Here is a 16,017-nt window from a genome sequence, read left to right on the forward strand (position 1 = left end):
GCCGGCGCCCATGTCCAATGTTCACACCCCGCCATACAACTACCTGCTCGCCGCCCTGCCCGCCCCTGTACGCGAGCGCCTGCTACCCCACCTCGAACAGGTCGCGCTGCCGCTGGGCAAGGTGCTCTACGAGTCCGGCGACAGGCTGGAGCATGTCTACTTCCCCATCGACGCCATCGTTTCGCTGCTGTACGTGATGGAAAACGGCGCCTCGGCGGAGATCTGCGTCGTCGGCAACGAAGGCTTGGTCGGCATCGCCGTGTTCATGGGCGGTGAAAGCACGCCCAACCGGGCCGTGGTGCAGAGTGCCGGCGTTGCCTTGCGCCTGCCGGGGCAACGGCTGAAGGACGAGTTCCACCGTCATGGCGAGCTGTTGCTGCTGATGCTGCGCTACACCCAGTCGCTGATCACCCAGATGGCGCAAACCGCCGTGTGCAATCGCCACCACTCCATCGACCAGCAGCTGTGCCGCTGGCTGCTGCTGTCACTGGACAGGCTGGCCGGCAACCAGCTGAACATGACCCAGGAACTGATCGCCAACATGCTGGGGGTGCGCCGCGAAGGCGTGACCGACGCGGCGGGCAAGTTGCAGCGCCTGGGCGTGATTGAGTACAGCCGTGGGCATATCAAGGTGCTCGACCGACCACAGCTGGAGCAACTGAGCTGCGAGTGCTATGCCGTGGTGCGCCGGGAGACGGATCGGCTATTGCCGTACTTGCCCTCTGGCGACTAGCCGCAGGGGCGGTTGATGGCCTGCATGAACACATTTCCACGCGAATAAACGCCTTGACGGTCATGCCTGTCGGCGTTAGTTTCTCGCCCGCATTTTTGCAAGCCTGCACAGGAGTCCTGCATTGGACAGTTGCCCTAGTCGATTGCGACAGGTACAGCCGGCGAGCTAGTCCAGCAGCATCCTGCTGCCACTGGCTCACCGAACACGGTAGTCAGTGGCGATCCGCATCCGGTCCCGGATGACGCATCCCCCTTTCCTTCCCCATGGTTGACCCACCCGGTGTCGGGTGCAGTCGGCTGCGCGTACCCGTTGCCATCCTTATTTTTTTGCGCATGTGCGCGCCAGACGCCGACGGACTGTCGGCGCGTCGAGGTGGTGTATGGATTGGAAAGTATTCTTGCTGCGCGTAGCGGTCGCGCTGGTACTGGGGGCGCTGATCGGCGCCGAACGTCAACTGCGCCAGCGCCTCACGGGCCTTCGCACCAACGCGCTGGTCAGCACCGGCGCCTGCCTGTTCGTGCTGATGACCCAGGCCGTGCCGGGCATGCTCCCGGCCGACGCTTCACGGGTGGCGGCGTACGTGGTGTCGGGTATCGGCTTTCTGGGCGGTGGCGTGATCATGCGCGACGGCATGAACGTGCGCGGCCTGAACACCGCCGCCACGCTGTGGTGCACCGCAGCCGTCGGCGTGCTGTGCAGCCTGGGGCTGTTGCTGGAGGCGGCACTGGGCAGTTTGGTAGTGCTGTGCGCCAACATCCTGCTGCGCGACATTGCCCAGCGCCTCAACCAGCAGGACGTACTGCCGGCCAGCGAAGCCGAGCAGCGCTACGAGGTACGCATCGTGTGTCGCGCCGAAGACGAGATCCAGGTACGCAGCCTGATGCTGCACAGCTTTGGCAGCGGCGGCCTGCGCCTGCAGTCGCTGCACAGCGAAGACCTGCCCAACCCGGCCAAGCTTGAGGTACGGGCCGAATTGATGGGCGACCCGCAGGCACCCTCGCAACTCGAACACCTGGCAAGCCGGGTGAGCCTTGAAAAAGGCGTCAGCTCGGTGCGCTGGCAGGTGTTCGAGCTGGCCAGCGACTGAATGCACTCAGCAGTCGGCGCGCCACTGACGGATCTGGTCGAGGGTGGCGGTCACACCGCCGCACACCACCACCAGCACCGAGGTGTAGCGCTTGAGCGGCGCGCTCGGTTCATAGGCCAGCGCCAGTGCCGCACCGCAGGCAGGCTCCACCAGGATGCGGTGGTCGAGCAGGAAGCGTTCGCAGGCATCGAGCGCCTGTGCATCGGTCACGACATGGCTGTGCACCGCACGCTGCTGGCTCAACTCGAACGCCTGCTGGCACACCTGCTTGGCGCCCAGTGACGTCGCGACACTGGTGATCGCGTCCAAGGCTGCCGGCGCGTTGGCGGCCATGGACAGCGCCAGCGAAGCGGCGCCTTCGGTTTCCACGGCAAATACCGGAAGGTCTGCCCAGCCATTGCGCGCGAGCCCTTCGCACACACCGGCGAGCAAACCGCCGCCGCCGACCGACAGCACCACTGCATCGGGCTTGAAACCGCTGGCAACCACTTCGTCGATCAGGCTGGCATGCCCTTGCCACAACAGCGGGTCATCGAAGGGATGGATAAACGCGGCGTCCTCGGTCAGCAGCGACTGGGCGTAGGCGTTGGCTTCATGCCAGGCCTTGCCGTGCACGATCACTTCAGCGTCTTCCTGGCGTATCAGTTGCCTGGCGCGCTCGGTGGTCGTTTCAGGCACAACCACCGTGACCGGCAGGCCCAGGCAGCGCCCTGCGTACGCCACGGCGATGCCGGCATTGCCGCCGGACGACGACACGAAGCGTTGCTTGCCTTGCCGGGCATGTGCCTGGCAGGCCAGCCCCACACCACGCAATTTGAACGAACCGCACGGTTGCAGGGCATCCAGCTTGAGCCAGACGTTCTGGCCGCTTGCCAGGCTGAGCGGGCGCGACGGCACCAGCGGGGTTTCCAGATGCAGCGACATAGCAGGCTCCAGGTCAGGCCAATTCAACGATCAGTTCGATTTCGACACAGGCGCCCAGCGGGATCTGGCTGGCACCAAAGGCACTGCGGGCATGCTGGCCACGTTCACCCAGCACCTGCGCCAGCAAGGTCGAGCAACCGTTGGCTACCAGGTGCTGCTCGGTGTAGTGCGCCGCGCTGTTGACCAGGCACAGCAGCTTGACCACCTTGACGATGCGGTTCAGGTCACCGGTGGCGGCCTGCAGTGTACCCAGCAAGTCGATGGCCACCGCGCGCGCAGCCTGGGCGCCGGTGGCGGTGTCCAGGTCGAGCCCCAGTTGACCGACCCAGGGTGCACCGTCCTTGCGGGCGATATGGCCGGACAGAAACAGCAGCTTGCCGCTCTGCACCCAGGGTAGATAAGCGGCCGCCGGCGCCGCCGGGGCGTGCAGTTCGATGCCCAGCTGGGCGAGTGTCTGGTAAACGTCGGTGCTCATGTGGCGAACTCCTTTCAGTGGGTGGGCAGGTACACGGTGCCGCGCAGGTACAGCGCCGCCTTGCCGCTGATGATCAGCCGGCCGTTGTGCAGCACCTGGCATTCCAGTTGGCCCTTGCGCGCGCCGCCTTGCTCGGCACGCAGGTGAGCCTTGCCGAGCCTGCGTGACCAGTAGGCGGCCAGCGAAGTGTGTGCGGAGCCCGTGACCGGGTCTTCATTGACGCCCACCCGCGGCCCGAACCAGCGCGACACAAAATCATGCTCACGGCCTGGCGCAGTCACTGCGATACCACGCACCTCGAACTGCGCCAAGGCGGCGAAATCCGGCGCGAGCGCAGCGATCACCTGCGCATCGTCGACCACCACCAGGTAGTCGTCGCTCAGCAGCAGCGTTTCGACCGTGCACCCCAGCGCCTTGGCCAACCCGGCAGGTATTGGCGCGGGCTGCGGGTCCTTGAGCGGGAAGTCCATGGCCAGCCGGTCACCCTCGCGGCTGACCCGCAACTCGCCGCTGCGGGTAAAGAAGCGCAGGGTGTCGGCGCGCTCGCCCAGTTCGTTGAACAGCACCCAGGCGGCCGCCAGGGTCGCATGACCGCACAGGTCGACTTCCACCGTCGGGGTGAACCAACGTAACCGGTAGCCCTCACCTTCCTTGACGAAATAGGCAGTCTCCGAGAGGTTGTTCTCTTCGGCGATATGCTGCAGCGTGCTGTCGTCCAGCCACGCCGCGAGCGGGCAGACGGCTGCGGGGTTGCCGCCCAGCACCTGGTCGGTGAACGCATCCACCTGATAGATCGGTATTTGCATGGGGGCTCCTCAGCCTTTGCGGATTTCGTCGAGGTAGTTGTAGATGGTGTAGCGGGTCACCTCCAAGGCCGCTGCGGCCTTCTCCACCGCGCCCTTGACGATGAACAGCCCGCCTTCGTGCATCTGGCGCACGGCCTCGAGCTTCTGCGCCTTGCCGAACCTGCGGCCTTGGCTACGCGCGTCCGACAGCGCGGTATCGATGATCTGCGCCATCAGTTGTTCGAGGTCGGGTTGGCTGTCGGTGGAAGCGGCGCTCACCACCTCAGTTGCGGGCAGCAGTTGCTCCAGGCAGGCCTGGGCGGCGGCGATGCCACTGAGGTCGGTGTTCACGCACAGGCTGGCAAAGGGCTCGCCCTGGGCATCGCGGAACACCGCGGTGGCACTGCGAAAGGTCTTGCCGTCGCGGCCCTGGGTCGGGTAGTTGCCCACCACTACGGGGGCGTGACCGCCGGGTTCGCGCATCGCTTGAAGCACCGCGTTGAAGCCCTGGTCTTCGCGCGGGCCGGCGAGCACCGGGCTGCCGACGCTGCGCCCGCTGACATGGCCATTGGCGATGGCGATCACCGAATGCTCGGGGCGGGTGAGGTCATGCAGGACGATTTCGGTGTTGCGGCCCAGTACCGTACCCAGCATCTGCACGGTGGCCTGCAGTACATCTAGCACCCATTGGCGCTCTGAAGAAATGACCGGTTCGCGTGTCATGGTGTCTATCCAGAAGACGAACCGGGAAAATATCAACAAAAGGTATAAAAATCAACAAAACGTCTAATTCTGTCAGGGATGGCGCGTTAGCGGCGCTCATCCGACAGCGGCGTCGGCTGGTCTGGTTCAGGCACCTGGCGCGGTGCCTCGTCCGCAAGGCTCTCCACATCAGTGGGTGCCTCGCGCCGATCCCGGTCACCGTTCACGTTAGGATCGGTCACCGGGTCGTGCTCACGTTGAGGGTTGTTGATCGGGTCCTTCCACAGTGGATCATCCTGCGGGCGTGGGTCGCTAGCCATTGCAGTCACCTCGGGTCGAGGTCCAGCCAATCTGGGCCATACCTGTTCGAGGCTGACCAGGGCGGGCAGTGCCCGCCAGCCGATCAACGGCCACGCGCGTGACTCAGATGCGGAACTGCCCCACCAGCGCGCGCAGACGGCCTTCCAGCGACGACAGGTTCTGCGCGGTCTGGGCGCCCTGCCGGGTCTGTTCGGCCACACTTTCCACTGCCTGGGCAATCTGGTGCACGCTCTGGTTGATCTCTTCGGCCACCGCGGTCTGCTCTTCGGCGGCGCTGGCGATCTGCGCATTCATCGAACTGATGGTGCCGATCAGCGTTGCCATCGAGTCCAGCGAAACGCCTGCCTGGGTCGCCTGTTCCCGGGTGCTGCTGCCGGCCTCGCAGGACTGGCGCATCGCGTCCACCGCCGAGTGCGTACCGGCGGTCAGTCGATCGATCATCACCTGGATTTCCTGGGTGCTTTGCTGGGTACGGCTGGCCAGCCCGCGCACTTCATCGGCCACCACCGCAAAGCCGCGCCCGGCTTCCCCGGCACGCGCCGCCTCGATTGCCGCATTGAGCGCCAGCAGGTTGGTCTGCTCGGCAATGGAGCGGATCACCCCAAGCACCCCGACGATCGACTGCACGTCCTGCTGCAGGCTGTCGAGCGAGGTTTCGCTGCCACGAATATCTTCCACCAGTGCATGAATGCGCTGGATGCTGCCGTCCACCACCTGCTTGGCCTGCTGCCCCTGGCTATCGGTCTGCTGCGCTGCATTGGCGGCGTTCTGTGCGCTGTGCGCCACTTCCTGGGCGGCCGCCGACATCTCGTTGATCGCCGTGGCGACCTGCACGGTTTCGTGGCGCTGCTGTTCCATGGCGGTTTCGGAGCGTCGGCTCTGGCTCTCGACCGCTTGCACCTGGGTCGACAGCTGGCCACTGAGCTCCACCACCTGGCGTACCAGGCCCTGGATCTTCTCGACAAAGCGGTTGAACGAGCCCGCCAGTTGGCCCAGTTCATCGGGGCCTGCCGGTAAGCGGCGGGTCAGGTCGCCCTCACCAGCGGCAATGTCGTCCAGGTTGTCTTTCATCAGTTGCAGCGGGCGCAGCAACGTATTGCTCAGCATCAGGCCGGCAATCCCCAGACACACCAGCAGCACGGCAGCGATGGCCAGGATGCTGGTCAGGATCGACTCGATGCGCTGGTCGATATCGGCACGCAATTGCTGGATGCGCAGTTCGATGTTGTCCAGGTTCACCGCCGTGCCCAGCGCCATGTCCCACTTGGGCAGGTACAGGTTGTAGGCAAGCTTGGGCACCAGTACCGACTCGTTGCCCGGCAATGGCGAGCTGTAGTTGACGTAATGGCTGCCATCCTTGGCCACGCGCACCAGCTCGCGGTTGACGTACACGCCGTTGGGGTCGCGGCGCTCGCTCAGGTTGTTGCCCACGTCCACCGGGCTGTCACCGCGAAACACCCGCACGATCTTGGAGTCGTGGCCGAAGAAGTAGCCGTCCTTGCCGTACTTGATCTTCGACAGGATGGCCACGGCCTGGGCACGGCTGGCGGTGTCGCCGGGGCTGGCAGCGTCGTACAGGTGCTGCACCGAGCCCATGCCGATCTGGATGTAGTGCTCAAGGCTCTGGCGGCTTTCTTCCACCAGGCGCTCGCGGGTTTCGTTCACTTCGCTTTCGGCCAATTGACGCAAGATGCGGTCGGCTGCGCCACTGATCACCAAGGCAAAGACCAAGACTGGCAACACCGCCAGCAACAGCACTTTTGTTTTTAGTTTTATGTGCATCATTCCCTCCTCGAGGGGTTCTAGCGAATGCGAGAGGCGTGTTCAATGTCATCGGCATTGCAGGACACTTCTGAAGGAAAATATGCCCTTACCGCCCTAAAATCCGTATCGATAGCTGCGCAAGAACGGCGAAGGGCCGGTAAGGTAGGCAAAATCATCCACCAGAGGTGTTCCGTGGCGTCGTATACCCTGCGTCAGCTGAAATATTTCGTCACTACCGTCGACTGTGGCAGCGTGGCCGAAGCCTCACGCAAGCTGTATATCGCCCAACCCTCGATTTCCACGGCCATCAAGGGGTTGGAAGACGGCTTTGGCGTGCAGTTGCTGATCCGCCACCACGCTCAGGGCGTATCGCTCACGCCTGGGGGCGCGCGGTTCTATCGCAAGGCGCAGGAACTGTTGCGCATGGCCCATGAGTTCGAGCAGAACGCATTGGCCGATAACGACGTAGTGAGTGGGCAGATCGACATCGGCTGTTTCGAGACGGTGGCCCCGCTGTACCTGCCGCGTCTGATCGCAGGCTTTGGCCAGCGCTTCCCCGGCGTAGAGATTCGCCTGCAGGATGGTGAGCAGCAGGAGCTGGTACAGGGCCTGACCGGTGGCCGTTTCGACCTGGCGATCTTCTACGAGCACGACCTGGACAGCACCATCCAGACCGAGGCATTGACCGCACCGCAGCGGCCTTATGCGCTGTTGCCGGCCGGGCACCGGTTTGCAGGCCAGGCCCAGGTGTCGCTGCGTGACCTGGCGCTGGAGCCGATGATCCTGCTGGATGTGCAGCCTAGCCGTACCTATTTTGTCAGCATCTTCGAAGAGCTGGGGCTGAGCCCGAACATCGTGTTCAGCTCGCCGTCGATCGAGATGGTGCGCGGCATGGTGGGCCAGGGGTTTGGGTTTGCGGTGCTGGTGACGCGGCCCAGTTCGACCCTGACGTATGACGGGCAGCAACTGGTGTGCGTGGATATCGCCGAAGACGTGACCGGATCGGCGCTGGTGGCCGCGTGGCTCAAACGTGCGCAGCTGACCAAGCCTGCGCAGTTGTTTGTGGATTACTGCAAGGAGCAGTTCAGACAGTGGCTGACGTGAAAACGCATAGGCCACTGTCAGCTCGGGTTGCAACTGGCCAGCCTGGTCTCTTCGGAGGACAGCTTCGGCCGGAATGCTTCGAGATTCCACTGAGCGAAATCTCTTGCATATCGTGATACACATTCCAGTTGAGCACGCATGCCACCCCCGTCGTTGGTGGTCCATTGGCTGTCCAGGCCATGTTTATGCATCAACTCGGCGATGGCATTGTCGAGGTCTGCGTCCCCCACATATCTGCCACATGCCGAAGGCACTACCGACAGCGAAACCATGGTGCCACGGGTTATCCAGTTGGCGGAGTCGAAATAATTCGCACAGCGTGCAGACGGCGCGGCGGTACCCCGGATGATCGCCTGATCTACCGCAAAGAAATCGAATCTGGCTTCGCTTTTATCGACTTTGCCCGGAGGATCTCTGCGGTCAAAACTGGCTGGCAAGGTAATTCGGACAATCGGAATGACTCTACCGGCTTGGTTATAGAAATCCGTCTGGTTCTTCCTGGCTTCTTCAACACCCTGGCCGCTATAGAAAAACGCTTCCAAGGGTACGGTCTCAGGCGTGTTTTGCTGCCAAGGATAGAGCACCAATTCGTTCCACTGATCAAACAGGTCGTTGCCGAGCAATTTCATCGCATCTCTGATCGCCATGAAGTCCGCGGCTGGATTATTGTCTTTGGCATTTTTGCTGACGTCGAACCCGCACTTTTCATGCTGCGCGCCAGGTGACCTGAAATGAGCAAGCCACTGTGCCCCGGTGGTAATTCCTTTTCCCCGGCATGAATTTTCCGGTTTATCGCACGGCCCATCCGTCCTGTGCCAGCCATAGGCATCAACAGGAAACGCACACAGCACTTCCGGGTTCGACTTTCCCGCTGGCGCCGATAACTTCGGAAAAAAAATAATGCCGCTATTGTTATGCCAGGCCAGTGCCGCAAACTTCGTATCGGTTCTCATGTAGGAGAAAGACACACCTTTATGCCCCTCTTTTTGTGAGGTGCGACTGGTATTCCATACCGGGTTTACCTTGGCCCTGTCCACGACCCGCATAATGATCCCACTACATAAAAAAGCAGGGCGATTGCTGGTGCCACAATTATCGCGCGTATCGTAGTAGCGTTTTGTCAGGTTCTCGGCGAGGCGCATTCCGACAAGTAGCGTACTGCCACTTTCATCTCCAGCAGCAATCTGATTGAGCCGATCAATACTTTGTTGATCTATAGGGTTGCATCCCTCTGCCCAGAGTTGCGCTTGATCGGGGACAGAGGGGCGAAAGGGTTCGATGTTCCAGTCGTACTTTTCTTTTGTATAACGTGCGTGGCACTCGAATTGTTGTTGCATGACCCCACGATCGTAAACACGCCATTGCCAGTCCTGGCTATGGTTTCTCGAAAGTTCTTCGAATGCTTGGGCGAATTCCTGCTCGCCCATAGAGCGGCCTTTCGCTGTGGGCACGATACTTAGTGTCCAGGTGGGCTGTTTCGCTCGGGGGCTATCGCGCAACGCCCATGTGGCGCTGTCAATATAGATACCTTCCTGTGCATTGACACCAGACAATGCAGTGCAACTCAGGATCCATGCAGTGACGGATAGAAAGCCAGTGGTGATTTTTTTCATTTCAGCACTCTCCTTGTCGAGCAAAACATTACGTTCCACTCTGAGAGCGATCATAAGAGGTGATTGAAAAATCTCGCCACTGACAAAAATACCAGCGCTCTCCCGTCAGGCGGCTTGCATACTATTCGCTTTGTTGGATGATTAGGCGTACGCAGGCCCCGTGCAACTTTTCACGATATTTTTAGCGTCACTTACGGCGCAGTAACGCTCAATAGGTATCAATATAACAACATCGACCAATGATGATTCGATGACAATAGGCAGCGGGTCTTGAACACTTTGCGGATTGCAACTTTCCTTCACCGCAGCGTCGAGTGTCTAACACGGTCAGCGGGGTTCGACCCACTGTGCGGACTGGAGTCGCGCACATGCGTCGTTGCGCCACCTGCAACGCCGGTTACCGCCTGGTCGGCAGCCTACACCAGCGCGTCCCACCGCACTCCGCTCATGTCTCGCCCTCACCGTTGCCCCCTTGCAGGGCAAACAGTAACGATGAGCAACGACAGACCGCTACTGACAAAAATGTCAGTAGCGGGGCTACCGTACGAGCAGGATACTCACCAAACTCAACGTGCTGCCCAGGCGTTGAAGCGCTGCTCCAGCTCCTCGCCATGGTCAACCCAGAACTCTGCATCCACCGCGCGTGCGTTGGCCAGGTTGGCTTCGGCGGTCGGCAACTGCTTCTGTACATCGGCTGGCAGCAAGGCCAGCGCCTGCTTGTTCACCGGGCCATAAGGGATGTTCTCGGAGAACACCTTCTGGGTCTGCGGCTGGCTGGCGAACGCGATGAAGTCCTCGGCCAGTTTCTTGTTCGGCGTGCCCTTCACCACTGCCCAGTACTCCGGATCGTACAGGCTCTGCGGCCACACGATGCTCAACTTCATGCCTTCCTTCTGCGCCGCAGCGATACGCCCGTTGTACGCCGCGCTCATCACCACATCACCGGCAATCAGCCACTGCGCCGGTTGCGCCCCGGCTTCCCACCACTGGATGCTGGACTTGATCTGGTCGAGCTTGGCGAACGCACGCGAGACACCTTCCGGCGTACCCAGTACCTTGTACAGCTCATCGGCTTTGACCCCGTCAGCCAGCAGCGCGATCTCCAGCGTGTACTTGGCGCCCTTGCGCAAGCCGCGCTTGCCCGGGAAGTCGGTGACATTCCAGAAGTCGGCCCACGAGCTCGGCGCCTTGGCCAGCTTGCCCTGGTCATACGCCATGACCATCGACCACACGTAGGTGGCCACGCCACACTCGCTCAAGGTGCCGGGCACGAACTGGGCCGGGTCGCCAAAGCGCGCCGGGTCGAGCTTCTCGAACAGGCCTTCGTCACAGCCGCGCAACAGCTCCGGGCTTTCCACTTCGACCACGTCCCAGCTGGTGTGCCCGACATCGACCATGGCCTTGATCCTGGACAGCTCGCCGTTGTACTCGCCGGCAACGATGGTGCCGGCACCGCTGGCGTTGAACGGCTGAAAGTACGCCTTGTCCTGGGCCTGCTTGGTGGCGCCGCCAAAGGAGATGACGGTGAGGTTCTGCGGCGCGGCGAAAACACTGCTGCTCAACAGGGCCAGGGCAAACGGAACACTGCAACGCAAGGATCTGGACATGGATCACTTCCTCGACAAGACCGGCGCGCCCGTGCGCGGCGGTATAGGGGTGTTGTTAGGCAACCGGGTGGCGGTCGTCCTGCTCTACGGCAGTGAAAAGGTGCAATGGTAGCCGGCTGTACTCGCCGGTCTTCTGTTCAGGCCTGGCTCAGGTAAGCCGCCAGGCGCTCCATCAATCGATCACATGCGGCCAACTGCTCGACGCTGATGTATTCATCCGGTTTGTGGCCCTGCTCCATGTTGCCCGGCCCGCAGACCACCGCCGGTATCCCGGCCTGGTCGAACAGCCCGCCCTCGGTACCGAATGCCACCGTGCTGAAGGCCTCGCTGCCACACAGGCGGGCAACCAGTTGCGCGGCGGCACTGTCGGGTGGCGTGGCCAGGCCCGGGTAGCTCGACAACGGCTCGAAATGAATTGCGCTGTGCGCATTCACCGCCTGCATCGCAGGCTCCAGCTCGCGGGCGGCGTACGCCTGCAATTGATCGGCCACCGTTTGCGGGGCGAAATCGGGTAGCGCGCGCACTTCAAAATCGAAACGGCAATCAGCGGGCACGATGTTCAACGCGGTCCCGCCCTGGATCGTCCCCACCTGCACCGTCGAATACGCCGGGTCGAAGCGCTCGTCGTGCAGCTCGGGGGCGGCCAGGCGCTTACCGATCTCGCCCAGGTGGCCAATCAGGCGTGCCGCGTGCTCGATGGCGTTCACGCCATAGGGCGCATACGCCGAATGGCACGCTGCGCCTTTTATATGGCAGCGCATCGCCAGCTTGCCCTTGTGCCCGAGTACCGGCTTGAGTTCGGTGGGCTCGCCGATCAGGCACAGTGCCGGCGCCGGGATGCGCTGTGGCAGCACCTCCAGCAGGCTGCGCACGCCCAGGCAGCCGACTTCCTCGTCATACGAGAACGCCAGGTGCACCGGGCGGCGCAGCGGGCTTGCCAGAAACAGCGGCACGGCAGCCAGCACCGAGGCCAGGTAGCCTTTCATGTCCGCCGTGCCGCGACCGAACAGCTTGCCGTCACGCTCGCTGAGGCTGAACGGCTCAACCGTCCAGGCCTGGCCGTCGACCGGCACCACGTCCGTGTGGCCGGAAAGCACCACGCCGCCCGCCACGGCCGGGCCGATGCTGGCCAGCAGGTTGGCCTTGCTGCGCTCGGCGTTGTAGATCAGTTCACAGGTCACACCCAGCGCGGCCAGGTAGTCGCGCACGAACTCGATCAAGGCCAGGTTGGAGTCACGGCTGACCGTCGCGAAGCCGACCAGCTGTGCCAGCAGGCTGCGGCTGCGCCATTCACTCATCACCAGGTACTCCATAGCTGGGCGCCAGGGTCGGGTTCAGGGCGCGGGTCAGGTAGTCCTGCAGTTGCGGTTCGTAGGCGTGCCAGAGCCTGTGCAATTCACCGATCGGGTCTTCATCGGCCCAGTCCACCCGCAGATCGACGATCGGCCAGGTCAGATCGCCCACCACCGAGAGCGCCGCCGAGTGCACGGTGCCCGCCTCGCCGCCCGCCTGCTGGCCCGCTTGCAAGGCACTGAGCAGCCGGGCCGCCAGGCAACCTTCAGTGCCTTCAAAAGCCTCGACCATGCGCTGGATCACCTCGGCGCTGGCCAGCAGGTTGCCCGCCGCCACACATTGATCGCCCGCCACCGCGTTGTGCGTACCCAGGGCATGGCTGCCGCTGAAAATGGCGGTTTGGCCGTTGGCGTCCACTACCGCAACCTGCCGGTACTGGCCATAGCCGTTGCTGGACAGCGCCTGGTCCAGTGCGATGCCCGGCGCAAGGCCGCTGGCCAGGCCATCGAGAATCTGCGGGCCGAGTGCCGGCAAGGTGATGTTCTGGCTCGACACTGCGCCTACACCGGCGCGCAGCCAGGGGCAACGTGCGCCCACGGCAATGCTCGATGAACTGATGGCGATACCCAGCTGGCCGGTGTCGGCGCAGCGCCCGACGATAGAGAACGTCATGTGCAGCTCCTTATTCGGGGATCACCGCGATCACATCGATTTCCATCAGCCACTGCGGCTGGCCGAGGGCACTGACCACAAGCCCGGTGGAGATCGGGAACACGCCCTTGAGCCATTTGCCGACCTCCTGGTACACCGGCTCGCGGTAGCGCGGGTCGATCAGGTAGGTGGTGGTCTTGACGATATGGCTGAGGTCGCTGCCGGCCTCCTCCAGCAGTTGCTTGACGTTGCGCATGGCTTGTTCGGCCTGGGCCCGGGGGTCGCCCAGGCCGACCAGTTGGCCATCGAAGTCGGTACCGACCTGGCCGCGCACATACACCGTGTTGCCGGCCCGCACGGCCTGGCACAGGTCGTTGTCCAGGGTCTGGTTGGGGTAGGTGTCTTTGGTGTTGAACATGCGGATGCGGGTATGGGTAGGCATCAACGTACTCCCAGTTGCTGAACGTTCGAGTCGTGGTGGGTAGCCCCGCGTTGCGCGGCATCCTTGTAGTCGAAATAGGTGCGCTGTTTCACGATGTGCTCGGCGATATGCCGGGCGTCATGCCACACGCCCCAGATAAACGCCGAGCCGCGCCGCGACAGCCATGGCAGGCCGACGAAGTAGATGCCCGGCTCGCTGGACACGCCGCGTTGGTGCTGCGGTTTGCCGTCGGGCTTGAAGGCGTTGACCTTGAGCCAGCTGTAATCGGTCGAATAGCCAGTGGCCCAGATGATCGAGGTCACCCCGGCCTTGGTCAGGTCCAGCTCCAGAATCGGCTGGGACAGGCACTGCGGGTCGGGCAGCATGTGGCGCGCTTCGGGCTCCAGCGGCAAGTCCAGGCCATTGCGTTCTATATAGGCATCGGCGGCGTCCAGCAGTGCCAGGTAGTTCTCGTCGCCGCGGGCGATGTTGTCGGCAAGGTTGCTTTCAAAACTCGCCACGCCCTGATCGAAGGCACGGGTCAGGCCCACCAGCGTGATGCCCTGGTGGGCCAGCTTGCGAAAGTCCACCGTATGCCCGCCGCGTGCGCCACTCACAGCGATGGTCACGTGCTCCTTGCCGGGCTGCACGCCTTCGGCGTCCCATAGGCCCAGCACGCCCAGCCACCAGCAGAAGTCACGGTTGCGATACGCCCGTGGCGGCCGGTCATGTGCGCCTACCGACAGGTAGACCTGCTTGCCGGCGCGTTGCAGTTCATCGGCGATCTGCACGCCCGATGAGCCGGCGCCAACGACCAGCACGGCGCCCTCGGGCAGTTGCTGCGGGTTGCGATAGTCAGCCGAGTGAAGTTGCTCCACCCCTGCAAGCTGCGGGGCAATCGGCGGGATCACCGGACGCTGGAACGGGCCTGTGGCGACCACTACCTGATTGGCTTCGATCACCCCTTGGGAGGTCTGCACGGTAAATCCAGGGCGACCTTGGTTGCGTTCAACCTTGAGCACCTCCACGCCAGTACGAATCGGTGCGTTGATTTTCGCGGCGTAGGTTTCGAAGTAGTCGGCCACCTGGTCCTTGCCGGCGAAGGCGTCGGCGTCCAGGCCTTCGAATTCCAGCCCTGGGAAACGGTCATGCCAGGCCGGCCCGTTGGCCACCAGCGAATCCCAGCGCCCGGTGCGCCAGGCTTGCGCAATGCGGTTGCGTTCCAGCACCAGGTGCGCCACGCCGAGGCGGCCCAGGTGCTCGCTCATCGCCACGCCGGCCTGACCGGCGCCTACGACGAGCGTATCAATTCGAGTGTTATCAACGGTCATGGCGGTGTGCTTCTGCATGAGGGGGTTGCCCGCATTCTGTGCGCCGCCAGGTATTAGCGAAATGATGATTTATGTCGCCACTGACAAGGAAAAAGCGTGCCCCCCAAACGTCCCGCCGTGGTCGTGTTGCACAGCCTTGGTGCTTTGCGCAGACGGTGCGGCGGCGTCATTCACCGTTGCGGCTCACCCTCGCCTTGCACAGGCTCGGCTGCCGACCTCAATGCCTCCACCACCGCATCGCGCTCTTCTACCGACCGCTGCAACTGCTCGATCACCTGCATCTGCCGCTGATGCTCACCCACGCCCTGCTCCAACTGCTGCCCCAGCACCTGGTTCTGACGCAGCAACTCCTCCCGCGCGCCCAGCGACTGCGCAAGGCTGGCCATCAAGGTCTTGATCTCCTGGGCCTGCTGCGCCTGCTGATCCTGCAGTGCCTGGCGCTCACGTTGTACCTGCCGCGCTTCCACCAGCAACCGCTCATTGTCGCGGTTAAGCCGTGTCAGCTCGTCCTGCTTGACGATCAGGCTCTGCTGCAACTGGCGCACCTCCACCTGCAACTGCTGCACCTGCGCCTCATGCCGGCGCTGATCCTGCTCGCGCTGCTCACGCGTGGCGGTACGGTAATGCTCCAGCGCATCGCGTGCATGCTGGTGCTTGTCTTCCAGTGACTGGATCTGTTCGTCCTTGTCCGTCAGGCGCAGGTTCAGCTCACCCACAGCCTGATTCAACGTGGCATTGCGCGTCTGCTCGGTCTGCAAGGCGCTGCGGGTAGTGGAAAGCTCCGCCGACTCTACCGCCAGCGCCTGAGCCTGGATCTGATGCTGCTGTTGCAAGGCTGCCAACGCCTGCTGGCTTGCGTGCAGCTCTGCCTGCAGCGCCGCCTTTTCATGCTCGAACACGCCCTGCGCCGTCTCGATGCGCGCATCGCCCTCCTCCACCAACTGCTGCGCCAGTTGACTGACCAGGTTGGCCAGCGCCTCGCTCATGCCCGGCTTGTCTGCAGCCAGCGTGGGCTGCTGCGCATCCAGCTCCTTCAAATAGCGGTGAATCGTGGTTTTGGACCCTGTATTGCCCAGCTCGATACGTACCGCGTCGATGCTGGGGTGTTCACCACGGGCCAGCAGCGCCTGACGCGCCTTCTGAACGATTGCCTTGTTGATGCCGCCACGGGCCATGGGTGCTCCTACGATTTCGTAATGTGGTATG

General features: G+C 62.9%; 16 protein-coding genes and 1 pseudogene. 3 read left to right on the forward strand and 14 right to left on the reverse strand.

The window, feature by feature from the left end:
- The first annotated feature begins 10 nt into the window (after nucleotides 1-10).
- Complete coding sequence (locus tag KUO17_RS03400) at nucleotides 11-733, forward strand: Crp/Fnr family transcriptional regulator (RefSeq protein ID WP_255263385.1); 723 nt, start codon at nucleotides 11-13, stop codon at nucleotides 731-733.
- A gap of 379 nt (nucleotides 734-1,112) precedes the next feature.
- Nucleotides 1,113-1,820, forward strand: coding sequence for an MgtC/SapB family protein (locus KUO17_RS03405; protein ID WP_217973617.1), 708 nt, complete (start codon nucleotides 1,113-1,115; stop codon nucleotides 1,818-1,820).
- Between the two features lie 6 nt (nucleotides 1,821-1,826).
- Here KUO17_RS03405 and KUO17_RS03410 read toward each other — a convergent pair whose 3' ends face one another.
- The 7 genes and pseudogenes from KUO17_RS03410 to KUO17_RS27040 all read right to left on the reverse strand — a co-directional run.
- A complete protein-coding gene (locus tag KUO17_RS03410) occupies nucleotides 1,827-2,744 on the reverse strand; it encodes a pyridoxal-phosphate dependent enzyme (protein ID WP_217973618.1) in 918 nt (305 codons plus the stop codon).
- 13 nt (nucleotides 2,745-2,757) lie between these two features.
- Complete coding sequence (locus tag KUO17_RS03415) at nucleotides 2,758-3,219, reverse strand: RidA family protein (protein WP_217973619.1); 462 nt, start codon at nucleotides 3,217-3,219, stop codon at nucleotides 2,758-2,760.
- 14 nt (nucleotides 3,220-3,233) lie between these two features.
- Nucleotides 3,234-4,025: a PhzF family phenazine biosynthesis protein gene (locus tag KUO17_RS03420; protein ID WP_217973620.1), complete on the reverse strand. Its 792-nt coding sequence runs from the start codon at nucleotides 4,023-4,025 to the stop codon at nucleotides 3,234-3,236.
- A 9-nt stretch (nucleotides 4,026-4,034) separates the two neighbouring features.
- Complete coding sequence (locus KUO17_RS03425; RefSeq protein WP_217973621.1) at nucleotides 4,035-4,727, reverse strand: helix-turn-helix transcriptional regulator; 693 nt, start codon at nucleotides 4,725-4,727, stop codon at nucleotides 4,035-4,037.
- Nucleotides 4,728-4,813: 86 nt separating this feature from the next.
- On the reverse strand, nucleotides 4,814-5,026 hold the full coding sequence (locus tag KUO17_RS03430) for a hypothetical protein (protein WP_217973622.1): 213 nt from the start codon (nucleotides 5,024-5,026) through the stop codon (nucleotides 4,814-4,816).
- Nucleotides 5,027-5,129: 103 nt separating this feature from the next.
- On the reverse strand, nucleotides 5,130-5,885 hold the full coding sequence (locus tag KUO17_RS27035; protein WP_425274825.1) for a methyl-accepting chemotaxis protein: 756 nt from the start codon (nucleotides 5,883-5,885) through the stop codon (nucleotides 5,130-5,132).
- 102 nt (nucleotides 5,886-5,987) lie between these two features.
- Nucleotides 5,988-6,812 (reverse strand): annotated as a pseudogene (locus tag KUO17_RS27040) (cache domain-containing protein); the annotation flags it as partial.
- 171 nt (nucleotides 6,813-6,983) lie between these two features.
- On the opposite strand from KUO17_RS27040, the gene KUO17_RS03440 reads away from it, so the two are divergent.
- Entirely contained in the window at nucleotides 6,984-7,895 is a 912-nt protein-coding gene (locus KUO17_RS03440; RefSeq protein WP_217973624.1) for a LysR family transcriptional regulator, read from the forward strand.
- 17 nt (nucleotides 7,896-7,912) lie between these two features.
- Here KUO17_RS03440 and KUO17_RS03445 read toward each other — a convergent pair whose 3' ends face one another.
- From KUO17_RS03445 to KUO17_RS03475, 7 genes are all read right to left on the reverse strand, one after another.
- Complete coding sequence (locus KUO17_RS03445) at nucleotides 7,913-9,508, reverse strand: DUF2599 domain-containing protein (RefSeq protein ID WP_217973625.1); 1,596 nt, start codon at nucleotides 9,506-9,508, stop codon at nucleotides 7,913-7,915.
- Nucleotides 9,509-10,074: 566 nt separating this feature from the next.
- The gene (locus KUO17_RS03450) at nucleotides 10,075-11,115 is read right to left on the reverse strand and encodes a polyamine ABC transporter substrate-binding protein (RefSeq protein ID WP_217973626.1); all 1,041 of its coding nucleotides are present in this window, start codon (nucleotides 11,113-11,115) and stop codon (nucleotides 10,075-10,077) included.
- Nucleotides 11,116-11,252: 137 nt separating this feature from the next.
- The gene (gene argE, locus KUO17_RS03455) at nucleotides 11,253-12,413 is read right to left on the reverse strand and encodes an acetylornithine deacetylase (protein WP_217973627.1); all 1,161 of its coding nucleotides are present in this window, start codon (nucleotides 12,411-12,413) and stop codon (nucleotides 11,253-11,255) included.
- Nucleotides 12,406-13,080: a DUF1028 domain-containing protein gene (locus tag KUO17_RS03460; protein ID WP_217973628.1), complete on the reverse strand. Its 675-nt coding sequence runs from the start codon at nucleotides 13,078-13,080 to the stop codon at nucleotides 12,406-12,408. Before KUO17_RS03460 ends, argE begins: the two co-directional genes overlap by 8 nt.
- A 10-nt stretch (nucleotides 13,081-13,090) precedes the next feature.
- Complete coding sequence (locus KUO17_RS03465; RefSeq protein WP_003182257.1) at nucleotides 13,091-13,501, reverse strand: RidA family protein; 411 nt, start codon at nucleotides 13,499-13,501, stop codon at nucleotides 13,091-13,093.
- Nucleotides 13,501-14,829 carry a flavin-containing monooxygenase gene (locus KUO17_RS03470; protein WP_255263386.1) on the reverse strand — a complete coding sequence of 443 codons (1,329 nt, stop codon included), beginning with the start codon at nucleotides 14,827-14,829 and terminating at the stop codon, nucleotides 13,501-13,503. Before KUO17_RS03470 ends, KUO17_RS03465 begins: the two co-directional genes overlap by 1 nt.
- Before the next feature lie 152 nt (nucleotides 14,830-14,981).
- A complete protein-coding gene (locus tag KUO17_RS03475; RefSeq protein WP_217973630.1) occupies nucleotides 14,982-15,986 on the reverse strand; it encodes a DNA-binding protein in 1,005 nt (334 codons plus the stop codon).
- Between the last annotated feature and the right edge of the window lie 31 nt (nucleotides 15,987-16,017).

It is taken from the genome of Pseudomonas aegrilactucae, from assembly GCF_019168305.1.
GTDB lineage: Bacteria > Pseudomonadota > Gammaproteobacteria > Pseudomonadales > Pseudomonadaceae > Aquipseudomonas > Aquipseudomonas aegrilactucae.